Annotated in this window: 20 protein-coding genes; 17 read left to right on the plus strand and 3 right to left on the minus strand. The window is 61.8% G+C overall.

Annotation, left to right across the window (positions count from 1 at the left end; genetic code table 11):
• Positions 1-2 precede the first annotated feature (2 nt).
• Positions 3-1,136: a Gfo/Idh/MocA family protein gene (locus ARC39_RS00060; RefSeq protein ID WP_068108195.1), complete on the plus strand. Its 1,134-nt coding sequence runs from the start codon at positions 3-5 to the stop codon at positions 1,134-1,136.
• A 3-nt stretch (positions 1,137-1,139) separates the two neighbouring features.
• Here the strand turns inward: ARC39_RS00060 and ARC39_RS00065 are convergent, their stop codons facing one another.
• Together ARC39_RS00065 and ARC39_RS00070 are read right to left on the minus strand one after the other, a co-directional pair.
• Positions 1,140-2,138 (minus strand): LacI family DNA-binding transcriptional regulator, encoded by a 999-nt coding sequence (locus tag ARC39_RS00065; protein ID WP_068108204.1) that lies wholly within the window; start codon positions 2,136-2,138, stop codon positions 1,140-1,142.
• Positions 2,139-2,288: 150 nt separating this feature from the next.
• A complete protein-coding gene (locus ARC39_RS00070) occupies positions 2,289-3,317 on the minus strand; it encodes a LacI family DNA-binding transcriptional regulator (protein ID WP_068109968.1) in 1,029 nt (342 codons plus the stop codon).
• Between the two features lie 169 nt (positions 3,318-3,486).
• Here ARC39_RS00070 and ARC39_RS00075 point away from each other — a divergent pair, with 169 nt between their 5' ends.
• From ARC39_RS00075 to ARC39_RS00095, 5 genes are all read left to right on the plus strand, one after another.
• Positions 3,487-4,515: a sterol desaturase family protein gene (locus ARC39_RS00075; protein ID WP_068108206.1), complete on the plus strand. Its 1,029-nt coding sequence runs from the start codon at positions 3,487-3,489 to the stop codon at positions 4,513-4,515.
• Positions 4,516-4,703: 188 nt separating this feature from the next.
• Positions 4,704-5,015 (plus strand): MocE family 2Fe-2S type ferredoxin, encoded by a 312-nt coding sequence (locus ARC39_RS00080; protein ID WP_068108209.1) that lies wholly within the window; start codon positions 4,704-4,706, stop codon positions 5,013-5,015.
• 81 nt (positions 5,016-5,096) lie between these two features.
• On the plus strand, positions 5,097-6,290 hold the full coding sequence (locus ARC39_RS00085) for an NAD(P)/FAD-dependent oxidoreductase (protein WP_068108212.1): 1,194 nt from the start codon (positions 5,097-5,099) through the stop codon (positions 6,288-6,290).
• A gap of 17 nt (positions 6,291-6,307) precedes the next feature.
• Positions 6,308-7,126 carry a 3-methyl-2-oxobutanoate hydroxymethyltransferase gene (locus ARC39_RS00090; protein ID WP_068108215.1) on the plus strand — a complete coding sequence of 273 codons (819 nt, stop codon included), beginning with the start codon at positions 6,308-6,310 and terminating at the stop codon, positions 7,124-7,126.
• Positions 7,127-7,129: 3 nt separating this feature from the next.
• Positions 7,130-8,158: a Gfo/Idh/MocA family protein gene (locus tag ARC39_RS00095; RefSeq protein ID WP_201455694.1), complete on the plus strand. Its 1,029-nt coding sequence runs from the start codon at positions 7,130-7,132 to the stop codon at positions 8,156-8,158.
• A gap of 29 nt (positions 8,159-8,187) precedes the next feature.
• On the opposite strand, the gene ARC39_RS00100 is transcribed toward ARC39_RS00095, so the two are convergent.
• The gene (locus ARC39_RS00100) at positions 8,188-9,216 is read right to left on the minus strand and encodes a LacI family DNA-binding transcriptional regulator (RefSeq protein ID WP_068108218.1); all 1,029 of its coding nucleotides are present in this window, start codon (positions 9,214-9,216) and stop codon (positions 8,188-8,190) included.
• A 386-nt stretch (positions 9,217-9,602) separates the two neighbouring features.
• Between ARC39_RS00100 and ARC39_RS00105 the strand changes: the two genes are divergently transcribed.
• The 11 genes from ARC39_RS00105 (at position 9,603) to ARC39_RS00155 (ending at position 22,266) form a co-directional block, all read left to right on the plus strand.
• Positions 9,603-10,562, plus strand: coding sequence for a substrate-binding domain-containing protein (locus ARC39_RS00105; protein WP_068109973.1), 960 nt, complete (start codon positions 9,603-9,605; stop codon positions 10,560-10,562).
• 95 nt (positions 10,563-10,657) lie between these two features.
• Positions 10,658-11,695: an ABC transporter permease gene (locus ARC39_RS00110; protein WP_078058996.1), complete on the plus strand. Its 1,038-nt coding sequence runs from the start codon at positions 10,658-10,660 to the stop codon at positions 11,693-11,695.
• Between the two features lie 11 nt (positions 11,696-11,706).
• Positions 11,707-12,531: an ATP-binding cassette domain-containing protein gene (locus tag ARC39_RS00115; protein ID WP_068108221.1), complete on the plus strand. Its 825-nt coding sequence runs from the start codon at positions 11,707-11,709 to the stop codon at positions 12,529-12,531.
• A 95-nt stretch (positions 12,532-12,626) separates the two neighbouring features.
• The gene (locus ARC39_RS00120) at positions 12,627-13,649 is read left to right on the plus strand and encodes a Gfo/Idh/MocA family oxidoreductase (RefSeq protein WP_068108224.1); all 1,023 of its coding nucleotides are present in this window, start codon (positions 12,627-12,629) and stop codon (positions 13,647-13,649) included.
• Positions 13,646-14,605: a sugar phosphate isomerase/epimerase family protein gene (locus tag ARC39_RS00125; RefSeq protein ID WP_068108227.1), complete on the plus strand. Its 960-nt coding sequence runs from the start codon at positions 13,646-13,648 to the stop codon at positions 14,603-14,605. The genes ARC39_RS00120 and ARC39_RS00125 overlap by 4 nt, the downstream gene beginning before the upstream one ends.
• Position 14,606: 1 nt before the next feature.
• Positions 14,607-15,380, plus strand: a complete 774-nt coding sequence (locus tag ARC39_RS00130; protein WP_068108230.1) for a TIM barrel protein — start codon at positions 14,607-14,609, stop codon at positions 15,378-15,380.
• Between the two features lie 21 nt (positions 15,381-15,401).
• Positions 15,402-16,397: an inositol 2-dehydrogenase gene (gene iolG, locus ARC39_RS00135; RefSeq protein WP_068108232.1), complete on the plus strand. Its 996-nt coding sequence runs from the start codon at positions 15,402-15,404 to the stop codon at positions 16,395-16,397.
• Positions 16,390-18,300, plus strand: coding sequence for a bifunctional 5-dehydro-2-deoxygluconokinase/5-dehydro-2-deoxyphosphogluconate aldolase (locus ARC39_RS00140; protein ID WP_068108235.1), 1,911 nt, complete (start codon positions 16,390-16,392; stop codon positions 18,298-18,300). Before iolG ends, ARC39_RS00140 begins: the two co-directional genes overlap by 8 nt.
• Positions 18,297-20,126 (plus strand): 3D-(3,5/4)-trihydroxycyclohexane-1,2-dione acylhydrolase (decyclizing), encoded by a 1,830-nt coding sequence (iolD, locus tag ARC39_RS00145; protein WP_068108238.1) that lies wholly within the window; start codon positions 18,297-18,299, stop codon positions 20,124-20,126. The genes ARC39_RS00140 and iolD overlap by 4 nt, the downstream gene beginning before the upstream one ends.
• Positions 20,126-21,031, plus strand: a complete 906-nt coding sequence (iolE, locus tag ARC39_RS00150) for a myo-inosose-2 dehydratase (RefSeq protein ID WP_068108241.1) — start codon at positions 20,126-20,128, stop codon at positions 21,029-21,031. Before iolD ends, iolE begins: the two co-directional genes overlap by 1 nt.
• Positions 21,032-21,084: 53 nt before the next feature.
• Entirely contained in the window at positions 21,085-22,266 is a 1,182-nt protein-coding gene (locus ARC39_RS00155) for a phytanoyl-CoA dioxygenase family protein (protein ID WP_068108244.1), read from the plus strand.
• The last annotated feature ends 40 nt before the right edge of the window (positions 22,267-22,306 follow it).

Genomic DNA, 22,306 nt, shown 5'->3' on the forward strand with positions numbered 1-22,306 from the left:
CAATGACCAAGTTGAAATGGGGAATGATTGGCGGCGGAGAGGGCAGTCAGATTGGTCCCGCGCACCGATTGGGCGCACTGGCGGACGGCTTGTTTGAGTTTTCGGCTGGCGCGCTGGATCATCGCCCCGATGAGGGCCGGGAATATGCGCAGCGGCTTGGCGTTGCCACCGACCGCGCCTATGGCGACTGGAAAGAAATGCTGGAAGGCGAACGCAACCGGCCTGACCGCATAGACCTTGTGACCGTTGCCACGCCGAACTCGACCCATTTCGAAATCACTCGAGCCTTCCTCGAGGCCGGCTTCAATGTCCTGTGCGAGAAGCCGATGACCATGACCGTCGAAGAGGGCGAGCAGATCGTTCGAACTGCAGAGGCCTCCGGGAAACTCTGCGCGGTCAACTACTGCTATTCCGCATATCCGATGGTGCGACAGGCCCGCGCAATGGTACGCGCGGGAGAGATCGGCAAGGTGCGACTGGTGGTAACCAATTTCAGCCACGGACACCACGGCGACGCCGCCGATGCGGAAAATCCGAGGGTACGCTGGCGCTATGACCCCGCGATGGCCGGTGTTTCGGGGCAATTCGCGGATTGCGGCATCCACGCACTGCACATGGCGAGTTTCATCTGCAACGACGAGGTCGAAACGCTTTCCGCCGATTTCGCATCGACCATCGCCGGGCGCGCGCTGGAAGACGACGCGATGGTCAACTTCCGGATGGCCCGCGGAACGGTTGGCCGGCTCTGGACCTCGTCAGTGGCGATCGGGCGACAGCATGGTTTCGATATTCAGGTCTTCGGCGAAACTGGCGGGCTGCGCTGGGCTTCCGAACACCCCAACCAGTTGATCTACACCCCCGTGGGCGGACGAACGCAGATCATCGAGAAAGGCGAGAGCGGGCTGCACGACGACGCGCAACGTCTGTCTCGGGTGGCAATCGCCCATCCCGAAGGCTTTCCACTGGCAGTAGCCAACATCTATTGCGACCTCGCCGATGCGATCCGCGGCCAGTCGCGGGACGGGCTGCCGGGCGCGGCCGATGGTGTGCGTTCCATGGCCGCCGTGCACGCAGCCGTGGAGTCGGCCAGTAATCGTGGCGCCTGGGTGGACGCGCGGCCTCCTATGTTCCGGTAGCAGTCAAGGGCGCGGGCGAAGTGTGGCGCGTTCGACCAGCGTACACGGGAAAATGCGGGCCTCTGGGCCACGGTCTGGCTCGTCCAGCATCGCGACCACCTGTTCGATGGAGGCGCGGATGATCTGCTGAATGGGCTGGCGGATCGTCGTCAGGTCGATGTTCTGCCAGCCCGCCATCTCCATGTCGTTCAGCCCCAGGATGCCGATATCCTCGGGCACGCACAGTCCAGTATCACGCACTGCGCTCAACGCCCCGATGGACAGCACATCGTCGCCACAGAAATAGGCCTCGGCTGGAGTATTGCTCAGAAGGCGCAGCATCTCGGATCGTCCCGCCTCGAACGAATAGGCCGCGGCATAGCTGTAGCTGGTCCGGATCGACGGATGGCGCGCCATTTCCTCCCGAAATCCCTCCATTCGGTCCTGCGTGGACGTCGCGCTTTCCGGTCCACCGAGAAAGGCCACGCGTGAATAGCCGCGTTCCGCCAGAGTTCGCGCGGCTGTGCGACCGCATTCGACATTGTCGATCCCGACCACATGCACCTGGGGCGAACTGGCATGCCGACCGAAACTGTGCACGACCGGGATCCCGGCATCGCGGAACGCCACGGCGAAACTGGGCGGTAGCGTGGAGGAGGCCACGATTACCCCGTCCACCGAGTATTGCCGCAACATACGCACCGAGTTGTCCGGCTCCACTTCTTCGGAGAGGTTCACCAGCAACGGGCGCAGTCCGCGTTCCTGCAGGCCCCGGGTAAACTGGTCGAAGATTTCGAGAAAGACGGGGTTACGGAAGTTGTTGGACACCAGCCCGATGAGCTTTGTCCGGCCGGTCGTTAGGCTGCTTGCCAGCGCGTTGGGGCTATAGCCCAGTTTGGCGGCGGCCGTTTCGACTTTCTTTCGCGTTTTGGCGGAAACGGACGCTCCGGCGGTGAACGTGCGCGAGACCGCGGAGCGCGATACCCCCGCAAGTTCGGCGACATCTTTCAAGGTAATCGGCATTCCCTGGCTCTCCGAACGCCAGTGCTCGACGGACATCGTACGGCAGCCATAGCGTCGCTCCAGTATGAGAACCGCCTGTGACATTTGCAATCGGTTGCAAGTATTTTGGGGCATGCCGGTAGTCTCCGCTACACGCGTCGCAAGATGGCTTCACAGGTTCTCGGATGTATAGATTTCAAAGCCCAGTGCGACGCGCTGTGCGCCGGTATCAGAGCCACCCTTCTTGACCCGGATCATTGTCTTTATCGTCTCCCGAGCGAAACGCTCCAGGGGATGCGAAATAACTAGCTTCAACGTTCCGTCGATCAGGGCTTCGCGGGTTTCGTTGAAGAGTTCGTATCCCACGGTCACGAAGTCGGTGCGTTTTTTGGCCTCTCTAAGGGCTGCGAGGGCCCCGGTGATGCCGCCCCCCGAAATGAAAAGTCCGCACAAGTCAGGGTGATCGCGAAACAAGCCCTCGACCATTTCCCGGGCGACCGCGGCGGATTCGTACGTTGCGAGCGGTTCAAGAGCGGTAAAGCCGGTGTTGTGCTCGCGGAAATAGGAGCGGAACCCGCTCTCGTTCATTTCCTGGTTTCGGTATCGATGGTTGCCGACAAGAATGCCGATCTTTCCCGGCGTCCGAACCATGTTGTCGAAGGCCCAGGCCGCGGTCCGACCTACCATCCAGCTGTCGAGGCCCACGAAGCTGACGTTGACCCGCGCCGAAAGCGGGGCAATGAGAGCGACAACGGGTACGCCATTGCCAGCCACCGTGTCGATGGCATCGGCGACCTTCGGGTGCTGGGCAGCGACGAGCGCAACGCTGTCGCATGTCTTTCCGAGTTCAATGAGGCGCGCCGCAACGGTGTCCGGCGAAAGATCGTCAAGATACTCAAGTGTCAGGTCGACTGGGCTCTCCGAGACGTCGCGTGCTTCCTGTCGCAATGCGTTCCCGAGGTTTCGATAGAATGGGCGTCCGCTCTGCTGAAGCAGAACGCCAAGCCTGTGCGTCTCACGTCCCTTGCGCACCGAGCTCTCGATTGTTCCAAGGCCATAGAAACCAATCTCTTCCGCGGTGGCCAAAACATGCTCGCGCGTGTGTTTTCGAACCGAATCGGGTTGATTCAGAACGCGGTTGACCGTTGAGACTGAGACGTCGGCCGCTCTTGCCAGATCGGCGATGGTCATTCGTTTCATCGGCTCACCCATGTCTTGCTGGTGCATTGTAGATCATTTTGGCATAGATTAATGTCAAAATGATACAAAAAAGTTCTGTACTGCGAGCTGATGTTGATCAGTTTCCGCTCAGGGTGCGACAAGCTGTGCCAGTTACCGGTACCTGACCGGCACCTGGGAGGAGCGAACAATGGACGATCTTGAATACGGGACGCGCGACAAGCGCGGCAACTGGACGCCGTTGAAGCCGGCCGAACCGGCACCGATCTGGCATCGTCCGTTTAACCTCGCCAAGGTGCTCGCATGGATCCCGGAATTCCTCTGGCCCTGGAACGCGTTCCATCTCGCGACAGCGCTTCTCTGGGTGCTTGTCCTGATCCCAAGCTGGGAGAGCCTCGCCACGCTTTCGCTGGCGAATTATGCCTACCTCTACGCCCTGAACGCGGTCGCTATGTTCGTATTTCTCGGCGGCTTCGAGCTGGTCTACTATGTCAAACGCAAGCAAGAGAACCGGTTCAAGTACAACGGAAAATTTCCGGCCGATCACCCCTCTGACGTGTTCTGGTTCAAGAGCCAGAACCTCGACAACTTCCTTCGATCTTTCCTGATCACCATCCCGCTCTGGACGGTGGTCGAGATCGTGATGCTCTGGGCCTATGCCAATACCTGGGCCACCTGGCTACCGTGGACCACCCATTGGCTCTGGCTCAGCTTCGTTATCCTGATGGCGCCTGCCGTGCATGAAGTTTATTTCTTCTTCCTGCATCGGGCCATCCACTGGCCGCCGCTCTACAAGCATATCCATTCGGTGCACCACAACTCGATCAACCCGAGCCCGTGGTCCTCGCTCAGCATGCATCCCGGGGAAGGCTTTCCCTATATGGCCGAGGCATGGCTGCACCTGCTCATCCCCTCGAACCCGGTCTGCGCCTATTTCACACTGCATTCGGTTGGCTTTGGTGCGGTCAACGGACATTTGGGTTTCGAGAAGTTCGAACTGACCGAGAACACCACGCTCGATAGCCACGCCTATGTGCACTACCTCCACCACAAGTACTTCGAGGTGAACTATGGCGGCGACGGTCTTGTGCCGCTCGATAAACTGTTCGGCACGTGGCACGATGGTTCCAAGGAGGCGGACGCGCGGATGAAGGAGCGCTTCCGCAAGAAGAAGGAACGCCTGAAAGCCAAGCAGGCAGCCTCGACGCCAGCGGAATAGGGCGAGCGACAGAGCGTCGGGCACGTCCGGAACGAGACAGCGAGGCACACCAGCGCACGTTCATCCACACGCATGGAAACCTGGAGCGTCCAGTGCGTTCTCGCTCCGGACGGCCCCACAAGAACCCGCACAATGAACTTCGAACGCTCGCGAGCGCGGGCATCCGCCTGAACGAGGAGGAAAGACAAATGGCAGAATGGATCGACGCCTGCGCCACCGATGACATCGAGGAAGAGGATGTGATCCGTTTCGACCACGGGTCGCGAACCTTTATCATCGTGCGCGACCACGAGGAAAACTACTACTGCACCGACGGGCTCTGCACCCACGAAGACGTGCACCTGGCGGATGGGCTGGTCGTTGAGGCGACAATCGAATGCCCAAAGCACTCGTCGATCTTCGATGTCACCAATGGCGACGTCGAAACGCCGCCGGCCTGTGAGAGCCTGCAGCGCTATCCGACCAGAATCGAGGGCGGCCGTGTTTTTGTGGAGATCTGACATGCGCCGTTCATGTGTCCCAAGTCAGAACCGCGCACGTGCCTACCGAGCGCTGCTCCACAAGCGTTCCGGGTGCACGCCATGACAGAGATCGTGATCATCGGTGCAGGCGAGTGTGGTGTGCGAGCGGCATTCAGCCTGCGAGAATACGGGCATGACGGGGCAATCACCCTGATCGGCGCCGAGTCCGCGCTGCCATACGAACGGCCGCCGCTCTCGAAAGCCATGGACGGCACGGAAAAGCCGATCCGCCCGGCGGATGCCTATGACACAGCTGGAATAGACCTGGTGTTGGGCACGGATGTTGCGCGGATCGACCCCGAGGCGCGCCGTGTGTTTCTGGGCAATGGCGTAGACCTGCCCTATCACATGCTTCTTCTGGCGACAGGCGCTCGAGCAAGGCTCTTTCCATCCCTGCGAGGCTGTCTGACCTTGCGCACGGACAGCGATGCCGAGGCCATCATGGCGCGCCTGGCGCCCAACACGCGGATCGGCATTGTCGGTGGCGGGTTCATCGGGTTGGAGCTCGCTGCGACCGCCCGCGCGACGGGCGCGAAAGTGACCGTGGTCGAAGCTGCGCCGCGCCTCCTTGCCCGCGGAGTTCCCACGGAGATTGCCTCCATCGTCGAGGCCAGGCACCGCACGGCGGGCGTTGAAATCCGCACGGGAACCGGCGTTTCCAGCGCGACGAACAGGACGATCACGCTTGCCGATGGCGAAACCCTCACCTTCGATGCCGTGATCGCTGGTGTCGGGTCCGTTCCGAACACGGAACTCGCAGCGGACGCGGGACTGGCGGTCGAAAACGGGATCCGCGTCGATGAATGGTTCAGAACGTCTGACCAACGGATCTTTGCCGCAGGAGACTGCTGCAGCTTCGTCTGGCGCGGCACACGCGTTCGCCTCGAGAGTTGGAAAGCAGCGCAGGATCAGGGCGCGTTTGTGGCCGCTGCCATGCTCGGACGCACAAACGACGGTGGATACAGGCACGTACCATGGTTCTGGTCTGACCAATACGATCAGTCCCTTCAGGTTGCGGGGTTATTCGATGCCGACAGCCCGGTGCAACAGCGGGATGCTGGCCAGGACAAACGCATCGTATTTCAATGCGATGCGGAGAACGTGCTCGTTGCCGCGGCTGGTATCGGACCGGGTAACTCCGTCTCAAAGGACATCCGCATCCTTGAAAAACTGATTGAGCGGGGCGCCCGCGTTGATCCCAGCGTGCTGGCCGACCCATCCCTGAACCTCAAACGGCTCCTCCGGGCAGCCTGACCGGAAAGGAAGAACTGATGTATCACAACCGTCCTCATGTCGAAGACATCCGCGCGATGAAGAAGCGCGGGGAGAAAATCTCCATGCTCTTCGTTACCACTCCGGAGGAGGCCGCCGCGGCCTCTGCTGCCGGTATCCACATGCTGTCGATCGAGGGCCGGTACTTCGATGCGGAGATGCGGGAGGCAGCCGGTGACTGCTTCGTGCAGGTAGGCCTGCCCTATGGCGGTTGGGGGAGGTTCGAGGGACGCCCGATTGCCACCGCCGAGGATTACCTGCGCGCCGCCTTCCACTATGCCGGGATCGGCGGCGATGCGTATTACTGCGCCGCCTCCTATGACATCCAGAAAGTGCTCTGTGACAATCATATCCCGGTGGTGGGCCATATCGGGCTTATTCCGAGTTATATTACCTGGACCGGCTGGCGCGCCGTCGGCAAAACCGCAGACGAAGCCGCGGCGCTGTGGCGGCATACCCAGAAGCTGGAAGAGATCGGCGTATTCGGGGCGGAGCTGGAGGTCGTGCCGGATCGGGTGGCGAAATTCCTGACCGAGAATTCCTCCCTCGTGATGCTGGGCATGGGCGCAGGTAAATACGCTGACGCGCAATACTTGTTCACCGAGGATGTCTGCGGGTATGGCAAGAACCACAAACCGCGCCATGGCAAGGTCTACCGCAACCTTGCGCCGGAGCTGGAGCGGCTGCAGAACGAGCGTATCGCTGCGTTCCGGGAGTTTAAGGCTGATGTGGACTCCGGCGGCTATCCGGAAGCCGAACACACTGTCCCGATCCGCGACGCGGAGTTTGAAGCTTTTCTGAAGAATGTGAAAGGCTAAGCGATGCTGAGGATCGGCGTTGTCGGGTATGGCACGGGTGGTCAGCATTTCCACACGCCCTTCATCGCTGCGGCGAATGGTTGTGCCCTCGCTGGGATCGTGGCGCGGGCAGAGCAGACCGTTGCCACGGCGCGGGCGGACTGGCCGGATGTGCCGATCTTTCCCAGCCTCACAGCGATGATCGAGGCGGGCGTCTGCGATGCCGTAACGGTCACGACGCCACCGCAAACCCGCAAGGCTCTCGTGCTGGAAGCAATCGCGGCTGGGCGCCATGTCATCGCGGACAAGCCATTCGCGCCGGATTTCGAGGGCGGTATGGAGTTGGACAGGGCGGCAAAGGCGAAGGGCGTGACCCTCGGGGTCTACCAGAACCGGCGTTTCGACGCCGATCTGCAGACCCTCCGAAAGGTCATCTCCGATGGGCGCATCGGCAAGGTCTGGCGCATTCACTCCCGCATGGACCAGGACAGCCCGCAAACGCTCGAAGCCGGTCCGACTGGCGGTTTGCTGCGTGACCTCGGCTCTCATGTGGTGGACCAAATGATCTATCTGCTTGGGCCGGTTTGCGCCGTAACGGCGACGATGGACATGGTGGAACTGCCGGAGGGGCCGACGGATGCCTGTTTCACACTGACCCTTCGGCACGAAGGCGGCGCTCACAGCCACCTATCGGCCTCCAAGCTCAATCATATCGACGCGCGGGAGTTGCGCGCGTATGGCGATGAGGGGTGCTATCTGTCCCAGACCACGGATGTGCAGGCACAGGACATATTTGCCGGGAAGCGCCCGGCGGATGATCTCACCAGTTGGGGATACGAACCGGATACGAACTGGGGGACACTCTTCACCTCCGCCGGCACCGAGACCGTCCCCTCCGAACAGGGCCGCTACCACGATTACTACGAGGCCTTTGCGCGCGCCGTCCGCGATGGCACACCTCCGCCCGTCACGGCGGAAACCGGTGCGCGAACGCTGGCCGTTCTCGATGCCGCGCGCCAAAGTGCGGAGGCGGGGCACACGGTCCGGCTCTGAGACCGGGCCACCCGCGGTGTCGCTATGCGTCAGACGCTTTCCGGCGTGTGGATGTCGAAATCGAACGTGACCCGGCGGGCGCCACCATCGCGACCCGCTTCCTTCGACTTCATCAGCGTCGCGACGGTCTCGCGCGCAAAGGTCTTGAGCGGATGCGAGATGACCAGGGACAAGGTGCCATCGATCAGCGCAGAACGGGTGTCGTCGAACAGTTCATAGCCGACGGTGACGAAATCGGCCCTCTTGGGCATAGCACGCAGGGCGGCAAGAGCGCCCGTGATGCCGCCGCCCGAGATATACAGGCCACACAGGTCCGGGTGGTCCGTCAGCAGCTTCTCGACATGCTCGCGGGCGACCGCCGCGGATTCATAGGTGGCAAGTGGTTCGAGCAGCGTGAAATCCGCGTTGTGCTCACGGAAGTAAGACCTGAACCCGCTTTCGTTCATCTCCTGGTTTCGGAGCCTGTGACTGCCCACCAGAATGCCGATCTTCCCGGGGTCGCGGACCATCTTGTCAAACGCCCATGCGGCGGTCCGCCCGACTTTCCAGTTGTCGAGGCCGACAAAACTGATGTTGCCATGCGCGGAGAGCGGGCCAATGAGCGACACAACTGAAACGCCGCGATCCAGAACCGTGTCGATGGCGTCCGCCACGAGCGGATGCTGAGGTGCGACGATGGCAATGGCCTCGTTACGCTCCCCCAATGACACGATATGGGCGGCAACCTTCTCCGGGGACAGGTCTTCGAGGAACTCCAAAGTCAGGTCGATGCTGGCTCCGGGATAAGCCTCTGCCGCTTCGGCGATGGCCTCGCCGAGAATGCGGTAGAATACGCGCGCGCTACGTTGCAACAGAACGCCAAGGCGATGCGTGGCCTGTGTCGACCTAACGGCGTGTTCGATTGTTCCAAGGCCGTAGAACCCGATTTCCTCCGCCGCTCGCAAAACACGTTCCCGCGTTGGTTCCCGAACCGAGTCCGCCTGGTTCAAGACTCGGTTGACCGTGGACACAGAGACCCCTGCGGCCTCGGCGAGATCGGGGATGGTCGGGCGTTTCATGTCATTTCGTTTCAGGAATGTTGGCGGCTGGCATATTTTGATATGATCTTTCGACACGATGATGATTGCTGTTGATGCGAACCGTGTCAATAGTGCATGACAAATGAGCCGATAGCGCTCACTCAAGAATCGGGCGTCGGCAAACTGGGAGGAGATCCGATGGACAGCGTGGAACGGGTCATGAACCCGCGCGACAGATGGATGCGAGGGGCGCGCTGCGATGGCGATGCCTCGCGAATGCGATCGGCTCGCCCCATGCTTCGCGGTTCGGCGCTGCGCCGATGCGCGGCGTCTCTTTGCACTTTGATGCGCGAAACCGGCCGCTCGGCCGCAGTTGCAAATGTCGGGCCGCGGTGCCGCGGTCTTATCCAAGGGAGGACACCGACATGACTATCACCAAAACGCTCGCCGCAACCGCCGTTGCGACGGTCATGGCATCCGGCGCGATGGCGCAGGACATCGCCGTGATCGGCGGGTCGGCCCAGGACGGCTTCTGGAATCTGATCAAGAAGGGCGTTGATGATGCGACGCTGGTTGTCGAGGCCAATGGCGGTACCGTCAACTACCTGCTGACGCAGAACTACGACAATTTCGGTCCCGACCTCGTAACTTTGATCGAACAGGCTGTGGCACAGGGCGTAGATGGTATCGCCATCCCGAACTGGCTGCCGGAGTCCGAAACACCGGCGCTGATCGCAGCGGCAGAGGCGGGCGTCGTCATCACCTCCTACAACGCTGGCCAGAGCGAAATGGACAAGTACGGAGCTCTGAACTACTTCGGCTCGGACGAGTACCTCGCCGGTGTCGCAGGCGGAAAATACCTTGCCGAGCAAGGCGCCAAGAAAATTCTGTGCCACATCCAGCTCCCTGGCGCGATCAACCTCGAAACCCGCTGCGAGGGCGTGAACGACGGTGCGACGGAAGCGGGTGCCGAAGTCTACATCGTTCGTGTCCCGGCGAACCTCGACGGCGATATGGTCGGCACCTCGGAAGCCATCAAGGCCGAACTGATCGCCGACGATTCCATTGATGCGGTGATCAACCTGGCCGCCTGGGCCGCCGACGCCTCGGCTTCGGCCATCGAGCAACTCGGCAAGAGCGATAGCGTTATGCTGGGCACCTTCGACATGTCCGCCTCGGTGCTGGAGCGCATTTCCAATGGCTCTCAGACCATGGCAATCGACCAGCAGCCCTACCTGCAGGGGTTCCTTGCCACCTCGACGCTCTTCGCCAATCTCAAGTTTGGCACTGAACTCGCGACCCAGCCGGTTCTCACCGGCCCCGCAATCGTCGATGCGTCCAATGTCGAATCTGCAATCGAAGGCGTGAAGCTCGGCGCACGCTGAGCGACCGGCACAAGACGGGGTCCGGCCGTTTGGCCGGGCCCGACCCAAGCGGCTACACTTGACACCTTGTCGCAGATCCTCGGGAGACAGTTCAGATGACCGACACGACAACAGACAGCAACGTCGCACCCGCCTCTGGTGGCATTTCCCTGGCGGAATTCTTTCGCAGCCCCGCCGCCGGGGCGTTCATGGGCTTCGTCGTGGTTTTCGTCGTCTTCGCGATTTTCGGTTTCAGCAGAAATTTTCTTTCTATTCCGGGTATTACGACCTGGGTAAACTTCGCATCCCTAGTTGGGATCATTGCCATCCCTGTGGGCTTTCTGATGATTGCGGGCGAACTCGACATCTCGACCGGTGCGGTGCTGCCAGCTGGCGCTATGACAGTTGCAATCCTGTGCGGCCACTATGAGCTTCCCGTCCTGGTTGGAATTCTCGGGGCGCTTTGCGTCGGCGCACTCGTCGGCTTCATCAACGGTTTCATCGTTACGCGAACCGAAGTGCCGTCCTTTATCGTAACGCTCGCCACGCTCTTCGCGGTGGCGGGTCTGACGCTGTACCTGTCGATCCTCTTCATCAACAATACGAACTCGTTCTACCACGCCCCCGACTGGGCCAAGGCACTCTTTGGCGGCAAGGTTTTCGGGTTCAACTCGTCGGTTTTCTGGTGGATTGCTCTGGTCACGGCATTCTATTTCTTCCTTCACAAGTCTCCCAAGGGAGCCTGGGTTTTTGCGCTTGGCGGAGATCAGGAAAGCGCCCGCAACGCCGGTATCCCGGTGCGCGGATTGAAGATCGGCCTCTTCATGCTCTGCTCGATCTGTGCGGCTTTCGCCGGAGCACTCCAGGTGATCACGTTCAACTCGGCGACCAGCCAGGCAAATTTCGGACTGATCTTCAACACGATCATCTCAGTGGTCGTCGGCGGCGTGCTTTTGACCGGCGGTTTCGGGACGGTGATGGGTATCGTCTTCGGGGTTCTCACGCTCGCAATCGTCACGCAGGCGATTGGATTTACGGAGATCGACCGGAACCTATCTTTCCTCATTATCGGCGTGATGCTTCTGATCGCCGTTCTCATGAACGACACCTTCCGCAACTTGGCGACCAGCTGGTCGACATCGAAGAAGAAGTAAGGAGAGCACTCATGTCGGATAAACAACCTGTTCTCGAACTTCGCAATGTCGATAAGTCGTTTGGGCCCATCGACGTCCTGCATGAGATCAGCCTAAAGGTGGGCGAAGGCGAAGTACTCTGCTTGCTGGGCGACAACGGCGCGGGCAAGTCGACCCTGATCAAAACCCTCGCGGGCGTTCACCAACCCACCCGGGGCGAGATCATCATGGACGGCGCACCGACCACGTTTTCCAGCCCTCGCGAGGCGCAGGAGCGTGGAATCGCGACAGTTCACCAGTTCGGCGGCACCTATCCCCTGATGTCGATCGGGCACAACTTCTTCATGGGCGTCGAGCCAACAAAGGGATTCTGGCCATTCAAGGTCTATGACCGCGAGAAAGCCAACCGCATCGCGGTGGAAGAGGTCCAGAAGATGGGCATCACCCGGATCACCGATGGCGACAGGCTGGTCGGTGGCCTTTCGGGCGGTGAACGCCAGTCGCTCGCAATTGCCCGTGCGGTGTATTTCGGTGCCCGGGTTCTCATCCTCGACGAACCCACAGCCGCCCTTGGTGTAAAGCAGGCCGCGCATGTGTTGCGGATCGTGAACGAAGCCAAGCGACGCGGGCTAGCGGTGATCTTCATCACTCACCAGGTAATGCACGCCATGGCCGTTGGCGACCATTTCGCGGTTCTGATCCGTGGCGCTATCGCGGCCGATTTCCGCAAGGGCGACAAGACCCGCGAAGAGATTGCCGACCTGATGGCAGGCGGCGAATCCATGGCGGACCTCGAAGCCAATATCGAAGGTTACATGGAATCTCACGAAGGTCACGTTCCACCGCCCGTCCATTGATGGGCTGGCGGGTGTGACCCCGCCGGCTGGTGCAAGACTTGATTTGAACAAATGCGGTCGCCCATCGGGTTGACCGAAGGAGCGGGAGTGTCGGGATGATACGACTTGCCATCATCGGTGCTGGCCTCATGGGGGAGGATCACGCCAAAATCGTCGCCGAAGATCTCCCGGGAGCAACGCTGCAAGTCGTTTGCGACATGAGCGGGGAGCGTGCGGCGATGGTGGCCGAGCGCTACGGTGCCGAGAGCGTTGCAACCGACGCGGAGGCCACCATTCGGCGCGACGACGTGGATGCCGTGGTCATTGCCTCGCCGGATTTCACGCACGCGCCACTCACCATGGCCTGTATCGCGGCCGGCAAACGCGTTCTTTGCGAAAAGCCTCTCTCACAATCGCCAGCGGAATGCGAAGCGGTGATGAAAGCGGAACAGGCGGCCGGCGCGCGCTTCGTGATGCTGGGCTTCATGCGCCGCTACGACCAATCTTATGTGGAGATGCGACGGGCATTGGTTGAGGGGAAAATCGGACGCCCTCTGATGATGCACAATTTCCACCGCAACGTGGAAACGCCGGCAACCGACTTCACCGGCGCCATGGCAATCACCAACTCCGCGCCGCATGAGTTCGACGTCGTGCGCCATGTGCTTGGCACCGAGTTCATTTCCGTGACCGCGCACCAGCCGCGCCGGTCGGATGACCGTGTCGCCCCGGTGGTGATGGTACTTGAGACTGGTGACGGGCAGCTTGTTACCATCGAAATCAACAACAACGCAGACTATGGCTACGATGTACGCGCGGAACTCGTTGGCGAAGCAGGGTCCATCGCCATGAACAACGTCGCCTATACCCGCACGGACATGAAGCTTGCCGCCTCTACGAGCTATGACGCGGATTGGCGCGGGCGCTACCACGAAGCCTACGTCCGCCAGAACCGGGATTTCCTGCGTTTCGCCGAAACAGGCCACTTTCCGGAAATCGCTTCGGACAGTTGGGATGGCTACTGTGCAACGGTCGTTGCCGAGGCGGGTGCAGCGGCGTTGTCGGCGGGTCGGAAGCAGCCGGTTACGATGATGGACAAGCCCGAATTCTACCAAGGTCACAAGGGAGTGGCGGCATGAAACTGGGTTTTGTTTCCGACAGCCTCGGTGGCACAAGTTTCGAGTCAATGCTCGACCATGCGGTGCGAATGGGTGTTAGTGGGGTGGAAGTGAATACCTGTGGCTGGTCGACCGCGCCGCATTTCGACCTCGCGTCGATGCTGAGCGATGCCGGAGCCCGAAAGGCGTTCCAGACAGCTTTCTCAACCCGCGGGCTCGAGGTTGTCTCGCTCAATGCCAATGGCAACCCGCTGCATCCCACCGACCAGACACAGGGAGTCGGGCTGAAGGACACTATCCGCGTTGCCGGAGAGTTGGGTATCTCAACCGTCTGCACTATGTCCGGTCTTCCCGCCGGCAACCGTACCGACACGATGCCGAACTGGGTTGTCTCCTCCTGGCCACCAGAGACACAGGAGATCCTGCGCTACCAGTGGGACGAGAAACTGATCCCGTTCTGGATGGAGATCGCAGATCTCGCTCGCGAGAATGGGGTCGAGCGCATCGCGCTCGAACTGCACGGAAATCAATGTGTTTACAACGTTCCCTCCCTGCGGAAACTTCGCGACGCGGTCGGGCCCGTTATCGGGGCAAACCTCGACCCGTCGCACCTTTTCTGGATGGGTGCCGATCCGCTGGTGGCTGCGGAAGATCTGGGCGATACGATCTATCACGTTCATGCCAAGGATACGCTGTTGAATGCGCCTGTACAGGCGACCACGAGCCTGCTCGAGAACGGCTCGCTTATGGATATCCCGGCGCGCAGTTGGTCCTACATCACGCTCGGCTTCGGCCACGGGGAGGAATGGTGGCGGCAGTTCTGCTACCGGCTCAAGATGGCGGGTTACGACGGTTGGCTGTCGATTGAACACGAGGACGTACTGCTCAACTCTCTGGAAGGCCTCGAGAAATCCGTGGCCCTACTGAAAGGTGTGATGCCCATTGCGCCTTCCGACTTCAAACCACAGGACATCTGACATGGGCTTTCAACTTGCAGCCTGCGCCGAAATGCTCTGGCAGGACAAACCGATTGCATGGCGCGCGTCGCGCCTGCACGAGATGGGCTTTGGCGTCGGTCTCTGGAACTGGCCGGCGTGGGACCTCGATGCACTGGAAAAGACAGGCGCGACCTTCACCATCATGAACGGCTATCTGGAAGGGCGGTTGGCCGATGCCGAAGGCGCGGACCTGCTGCTTGAGTCGGCCCGCGAAACCGCGCAGATCGGCAAGCGCCTTGGCGTGCACCGGCTGAATCTGCACGGTACCGGACTGGGCGATCGGGGCCTGCCCATCCAGCAACTGGCGCACGTGGCGCCCGGCATGTGGTTGCGGGCCCGCGACACGCTCCACCGGATCTGTGACATGGCCGAGGACGAGGGCGTGAGTTTCACGCTAGAGAACCTGAACCTGCGCGAGCATCCCGGTTGCCCGTTCAACTCGACGGCGGATGTGCTGTCGCTGGTGGCGGCTGTGGACCGACCGCAGTTGCGCATCAACCTGGACCTCTACCATACCCAGATCGGCGAGGGCGACGTGATCCGACACGCCGAGGCCTGCCTGCCCTGGATCGGCGAGGTGCAGGTCGCCGACAACCCGGGCCGCTGTGAACCGGGTACCGGTGAAATGAATTGGCCGGTGATTGCGCGCGCCCTGGATGATATGGGGTACACGGGTCCGGTTGGGATGGAAGCATTTGCCAGAGGCGAGCCGGAAGACGCATTGGAGGCCTTCCGCAACGCCTTCACGTTGTAACTGAACAGAAAGCACGATGACATGTTGAAAGTGGGACTCCTTGGCGCTGGTCGTATCGCCGGCGTTCACGCCATCGCAATCTCCTCCAATACCGGAAGTACGCTTGCCGCCGTGTCGGACTACTTTCCCGAGAACGCCGAGAAACTGGCGGCGCAATACGGTAGCGCGGCGCGTAGCACCGAAGACATCATTGCCGATGACAGCATCGACGCGGTACTGATAGCCACCTCGACCGACACCCATTCGGACCTGATCGAGGCGGCGACGCAGGCAGGGAAGGCCGTGCTTTGTGAGAAGCCAGTGGACCTGAGCCTCGACCGCGCACGCGCCTGCCAGAAAGTCGCGGACAAGACTGGCAAACCGGTGATGATCGGTTTCAACCGCCGCTTCGACCCCAATTTCGGGGCATTGAAGGTGGCGTTGAAGGCCGGCGAGATCGGCAAACCCGAATTGCTTGCCATCACCTCCTTCGACCCGGCCCCGCCGCCTGTGGAGTACATCAAGGTGTCCGGCGGGCTCTTCAGGGATATGATGATCCACGACTTCGACATGTCCAGTTTCATCATGGGTGAGGCACCGGTTTCCGTTATGGCGGCGGGCTCTTCGATCGTCGATCCCGAGATCGGTGCTGCGGGCGATGTCGACACTGCGGTGGTGACGATGACCTATGCCGATGGGCGGATAGCCGTAATCAAAAATTCCCGACGGGCCGTTTACGGCTATGATCAGCGGGTGGAACTGCTGGGCTCCGAAGGACTCTTGCAGGCACAGAACATGCTGGAGAACACCGTGGTCAAGTCGACGGCCGACGGTGTGACGGGGGCAAAGCCCACCTACTTCTTCCTCGAACGCTACATGCCGGCCTACTCGGCAGAGTGGAATGCCTTTGTCGAAGCGGTGAACTCCGGCGCACCGATGCCAGTAACGCTCGCCGATGGCATCACCGCGCTCGCAATGGCCGAAGCCGCAACCCGGTCCGCGCAGACGGGATCGCCGGTGAGGTTGGAAGATGTCTGAGCATCTGGACCTGATCACGATTGGCCGGTCGTCGGTTGATCTCTACGGGGCCCAGGTCGGCGGGCGACTGGAGGACATGGGATCCTTCGACAAGTATATCGGTGGATCCCCCACCAATATCGCCTGCGGAACCGCGCGGCTTGGGCTGAAATCGGCCGTGATCACGGGCGTTGGTGACGAGCATATGGGGCGTTTCATCCGGGAACAGCTCGCGCGCGAAGGGGTGAATATTGAGGGTGTGAAGACCGACCCCGACCGTCTGACGGCGCTGGTGCTGCTGGGCATTCGCGACCAGGAGCAGTTTCCGCTGATCTTCTATCGCGAGAATTGCGCCGACATGGGTCTGACGGTGACGGACATCGACCCGAATTTCATCCGTCGTGCGCGCGCGGTTGTGGCCACCGGAACGCACCTGTCGCACCCCCAGGTGGAGGCCGCCACGATCAAGGCGCTGGAGATCGCGCGAGAGGCGGGGCTGCAGACCGCGCTCGACATCGACTACCGCCCCAATCTCTGGGGCGTGGCCGGGCACGGCGAGGGAGAAAGCCGCTTCGTCGAGAGCGAGGCCGTCACGGCAAAGCTTCAATCGACGCTGCATCTCTTCGATCTGATCGTGGGCACCGAAGAAGAGTTTCACATCGCGGGTGGGTCTACCGACACACTGGAGGCGCTGAAGGCGGTGCGCGCTGTCTCCGGGGCAACGCTTGTCTGCAAGCGCGGTGCGCTTGGTGCGGTGGCCTTCGAAGGGGAAGTCCCCGGCTCGCTTGATGACGGTCAAACGGGCCCCGGCTTCCCGATCGAGGTCTTCAACGTGCTCGGCGCGGGAGACGGGTTCATGTCCGGTTTGCTCAAGGGCTGGCTCGATGGCGAAGATTGGCCCACGGCGCTCAAATACGCCAACGCCTGCGGCGCCTTTGCCGTGAGCCGGCATGGCTGCACGCCGGCCTATCCGAGCTGGGAAGAACTTCAATTCTTCTTCAAACGAGGAATCAAGCGGCCCGATCTGCGGCATGACACGGAGTTGGAGCAGGTGCATTGGGCAACCAATCGGGCGGGCGACTGGCCTGAGATGCGCGTTTTTGCCTTCGACCATCGCAGCCAGATGGAAGAGATGGACGGGGCTACGCCGGAGGCCATAGGACGCTTCAAGAAACTATGCCTCGAGGCGGCCTTGGCTGTGCAGAACGGGGAGGGCGGCTTCGGTATCCTGTGCGACGGGCGCCTTGGCCGCGACGCACTCTACAAGGCCACCGGGACCGGGCTCTGGATCGGGCGACCGGTGGAATGGCCGGGTTCTCGCCCCCTGACTTTGGAGCCCCAGATCGGGCCGGATTACGGGCGGTTGAACGAGTGGCCACGCGACCAGGTCGTGAAATGCCTTTGCTTCTGTCACCCGGACGACGGCGCGGATATGTGGGCAACCCAGGAACAGACGGTCCTGCGCCTCTTCGCGGCCGCGCGGCGCAATGGGCTGGAGTTCCTGCTTGAGGTGATCCCCTCCAAATGTGGACCCGTGGATGACGAGACCACGCCGAGAGTGATACAGCGTTTCTACGATCTGGGTGTCTGTCCCGATTGGTGGAAGCTGGAGCCGTTCACGACCGAAGCATCCTGGGAAGGCGCGGTTGCTGCCATCGAGCGCAACGACCCGCGCACCCGCGGCATCGTGGTGCTGGGGCTCGATGCGCCACAGGAAGAGCTTGCCGCGAGCTTCGCGCTGGCCGCCCGGCAACCGCTGGTCAAGGGCTTCGCCGTAGGCCGGACGATCTTCGGCAATGCAGCCCGCAACTGGATGGCGGGCGCCATTTCCGATGGCGAGGCCGTGGCCGAGATGACAGGGAATTACCAACGGCTTTGCGGCATCTGGGATGCGGCAAGGAAAGCTGCGAGGAGCGAAGCATGAGCGAGACGATCCGACTGACGGCGGCGCAGGCGCTGGTCCGCTATCTCGGTGCGCAGATGACCGAAGACGGCGTGCCATTCATCGCCGGGTGCTGGGCGATCTTCGGCCATGGCAACGTGGCCGGGCTTGGCGAGGCGCTCTATCACGCGCAGGACACACTGCCGACCTATCGAGGTCATAACGAACAGACGATGGCTCATGCGGCCATAGCCTATTCGAAGCAGCTGCGCCGCACGCGCGCAATGGCGGTCACCTCGTCTATCGGACCCGGGGCCACCAATATGGTCACCGCAGCAGCGCTGGCGCATGTGAACCGACTGCCGGTGCTGCTGCTGCCCGGCGACGTCTTCGCGAACCGCGGGCCTGACCCGGTCCTGCAACAGATCGAGGATTTCGGCGATGGTACCGTTTCGGCCAACGACTGCTTCAAACCGGTCAGCCGCTATTTCGATCGCATCACGAGGCCCGAGCAGCTCCTGACCGCCTTGCCGCGGGCCTTCCGTACCATGACCGACCCGGCCGATTGTGGACCGGTTACGCTGGCCTTCTGCCAGGACGTGCAGGCCGAGGCATTTGACTATCCCGAGAGCTTCTTCGAGCCCAAGACGTGGCGCATTCGCCGTCCGCAGCCCGATCCGGTCGAGATCGAGGCTGCCGCAGCACTGATCCGCAGCGCGAAACGCCCGGTGATCGTCGCCGGCGGTGGCGTGCATTACTCCGGCGCCTACGAGGCGCTGGAGTTCTTCGCCAAGACGCATCGGATTCCGGTCGCCGAGACTCAGGCCGGCAAGTCGGCTCTGCCCTGGGACCATCCGCTGAATCTCGGCCCCATCGGCGTCACCGGCGGCGAGCCCGCGAATGGCGTCTGCGCCGAGGCCGACGTGATCCTCGGTGTCGGCACGCGGTTCCAGGACTTCACCACCGGGTCCTGGGGACTATTTGCCAATCTCGAACGCAAGCTCATCAGCCTGAACGTCGCGGCCTATGATGCAGCAAAACATGGCGCAGAGCCGATCTGCGCCGATGCCTGTGCTGGGCTTGAGGCACTCTGGAAGACGCTTGGCGACTACAAGGCCGACGTACCGGCCGAGGCGCTCAAGCCCGACTGGTTTGCCAAGGTCGACCCACTGACCGACGCTCCAGAAGGCAATGAACTCCCGACGGATATGCAGGTGATTGGAGCAGTGCAGCGTGCGGCTGGCGAGAACACCGTTGCCATGTGTGCCGCTGGCACCATGCCAGGCGAGTTGCACAAGCTCTGGAAGGCCGGGCGGCCGGGCTCCTACCACATGGAATACGGCTTCTCCTGCATGGGCTACGAGATTGCCGGCGCCATGGGCATCAAGATGGCGGAGCCGGACCGTGACGTGATCTGCTTCACCGGAGACGGCACCTATATGATGGCCAATTCGGAGATGGCGACAGCCGCCATGATGGGCATCTCCTTCACCGTCGTTGTCACGGACAATCGCGGCTTCGGTTGCATCAACCGGCTGCAAATGGGCTGCGGCGGCGCGGAATTCAACAACCTGCTCGATCACACGATTCACGAGGCGCCTTCGGCCATCGACTTCGCCAAACATGCCGAAGCGATGGGCGCAACAAGCGTCAAGGTCGGTTCGATTGCCGAACTGGAGGAGGCGCTGGCGAAGCGGGCCGGCATCAAGGGGCCCTATGTGATCGTCATCGACACCGACCCATATCCGTCTACGCCCCATGGCGGAACGTGGTGGGAGGTTGGCGTGCCCGAGGTCTCCGAACGGGCAGAAGTCAACGCCGCCCGTGCTGGCTACGTCGAAAACAAGAAGACGCAAAGGGCGGACTGATGGCCGTGAAGATCGGGATTTCGCTCATTGCCTGGCAGAATGACGATCTGCCGGACCTGACGGCGGATTTCACCACTGAGGGCGCAATGGAGGATGCCGGGCGCATCGGCTACCAGGGCGTAGAGCGCGGCCGCCGGATGCCGGCGGATACCGAGGGTCTCCGCGCCTATCTCGACCGTTATGGCGTTGCGCTCTGCGGTGGTTGGTGTTCGGGCAACCTGATGCAGGCAAGCCTCGCTGAGGAGAGGGACGCGATCCGCCAGCAGGTCGAGCAGTTCGCCGCCCTCGACGCTCCCTGCATCGTCTATGCCGAGTGCTCCAACACGGTGCAGGGTCAAATCGGCACGCCGGTTAGCCAGCGCCCGAAACTTGGTCGTGACGAGGTGCTTGCCTATGCCGCAAAGCTCTCGGAGCTGGCCAAGTGGTCGGCGGATCAGGGCGTGGTGCTGAGCTACCACCACCACATGGGCAGTATGATTGAGGATGCCGAGGATATCGACTGGCTGATGGAAGGCAGCGACCCAGCGCTGACGCTGCTCTACGACACCGGACACCTGCACTTCGCAGGAGCCGACCCACTCGGGGTGCTCGACAGATGGGGGCATCGCATTCACCACGTCCATTTCAAGGACGTGCGCCAGCCGGTGATCGACCGCATCCGCGCCGAAGACCGGAGCTTCCTCGATGCGGTGGCGGGTGGCGCCTTCACCGTGCCCGGCGACCCCGACGGCTGTATCGACTTCCGGGCCGTCACTGACCGGCTCAAGGCGATGGACTACAGCGGCTGGATCGTGGTCGAGGCGGAGCAGGACCCGGCCAAGGCGCCGCCCTTCGACTACTCTAAGATGGGTTACGAGCACATCGTTTCGATCTGCGGCAGGTCGGGGCTGCCCATCGAGAGCTGATTTCACCGGCCCCGTCCGGGGCCACACCGCAAGCCATGCCAACGGAGGTTAACATGGTGGATCGTCCTCTTGGATTTATCGGGTATTTCGGTCGCGAGTCCTGCGATCTGGATGAATTCAAGGTGCTGACATCCCAGAACTTGCCTGCCGATGCGGTGCCACATGCCGTGTCTGTGGAAAAGAATGTGCCGGTCTACGATATGGCAGCTTTGGCGCCTGCGCTGGAGAACGTGGAGAAGCGCCGGGCACTACAGTCTGAATGGGCCCGGGTGTTGCGCAACTCCGCCGGTGTCATTGCATTGAAGCAGGCGTATACCGACACCGGGCCAATCGACCGTGCTTCGGACGTCTTCCGACAGATCATCGTCGAAGAGCGTGCCTCGAACGCGGGCAAGGGGGATCATTTCGCCGCTTCGGGCGCGAATGACCGCATCTGGAACTCGCTTCAGAAGCATTGTCTGCGCGACCCGGAGGGCTTCGCACTCTATTTCGGCAACACCGCGATTGCAGCGGCGGCCGAGGCCTGGCTGGGGCCGAACTACCAGATGACGGCGCAGGTCAACCAGGTGCGACCGGGCGGCAAGGCGCAGCAGGCACATCGCGACTACCATCTCGGCTTCCAGAGCGCCGAGAGCGCGGCCCGCTACCCTGTGCACGCACATGAGGTTACGGCCACGCTGACCCTGCAAGGGGCCGTGGCCCATTGCGACATGCCGGTGGAGAGCGGGCCAACCAAACTCCTGCCTTTCTCGCAACTCTACGGGCCCGGCTACCTGGCCTTCCACGACGCGGATCACAGTGCCTGGTTCGAAGAGGCATGTGTTCAGCTTCCCCTGTCCAAGGGCGACGCGGTCTTCTTCAACCCGGCGTTGTTTCATGCGGCGGGCGAGAACCGCAGCGCCAATATCGAGCGCATGGTCAACCTGCTACAGGTGTCCTCGGCCTTCGGCCGCGCAATGGAAAGCGTGGATCGCGCAGCCATGTCGGCGGCGCTGTTGCCGGCGCTGGTGTCTCTTAAACAAGCCGGGCGTTTGTCGGAGAGCATGTTGCGCGCGGCCATCGCCGCGTCCGCGGAAGGCTATCCTTTCCCGACCAATCTCGACACCGACCCGCCCGTCGGCGGCAACGCGCCCGCAAGCCAGGCCGACCTACTGGCGCAGGCCGTGGCGGAGGGCCTTTCGGTCGATGCCTTCTCGGTCGAACTGGCCGCCCTGAAAACGCGACAAGCCGCCTGATACGGCGGATCGGATCATCAACACCGGCCGCCCTTCCGGG

Origin of the sequence: Tropicimonas marinistellae (assembly GCF_001509585.1) — a bacterium.
In the GTDB taxonomy this organism is placed as follows: Bacteria; Pseudomonadota; Alphaproteobacteria; order Rhodobacterales; family Rhodobacteraceae; genus Tropicimonas; species Tropicimonas marinistellae.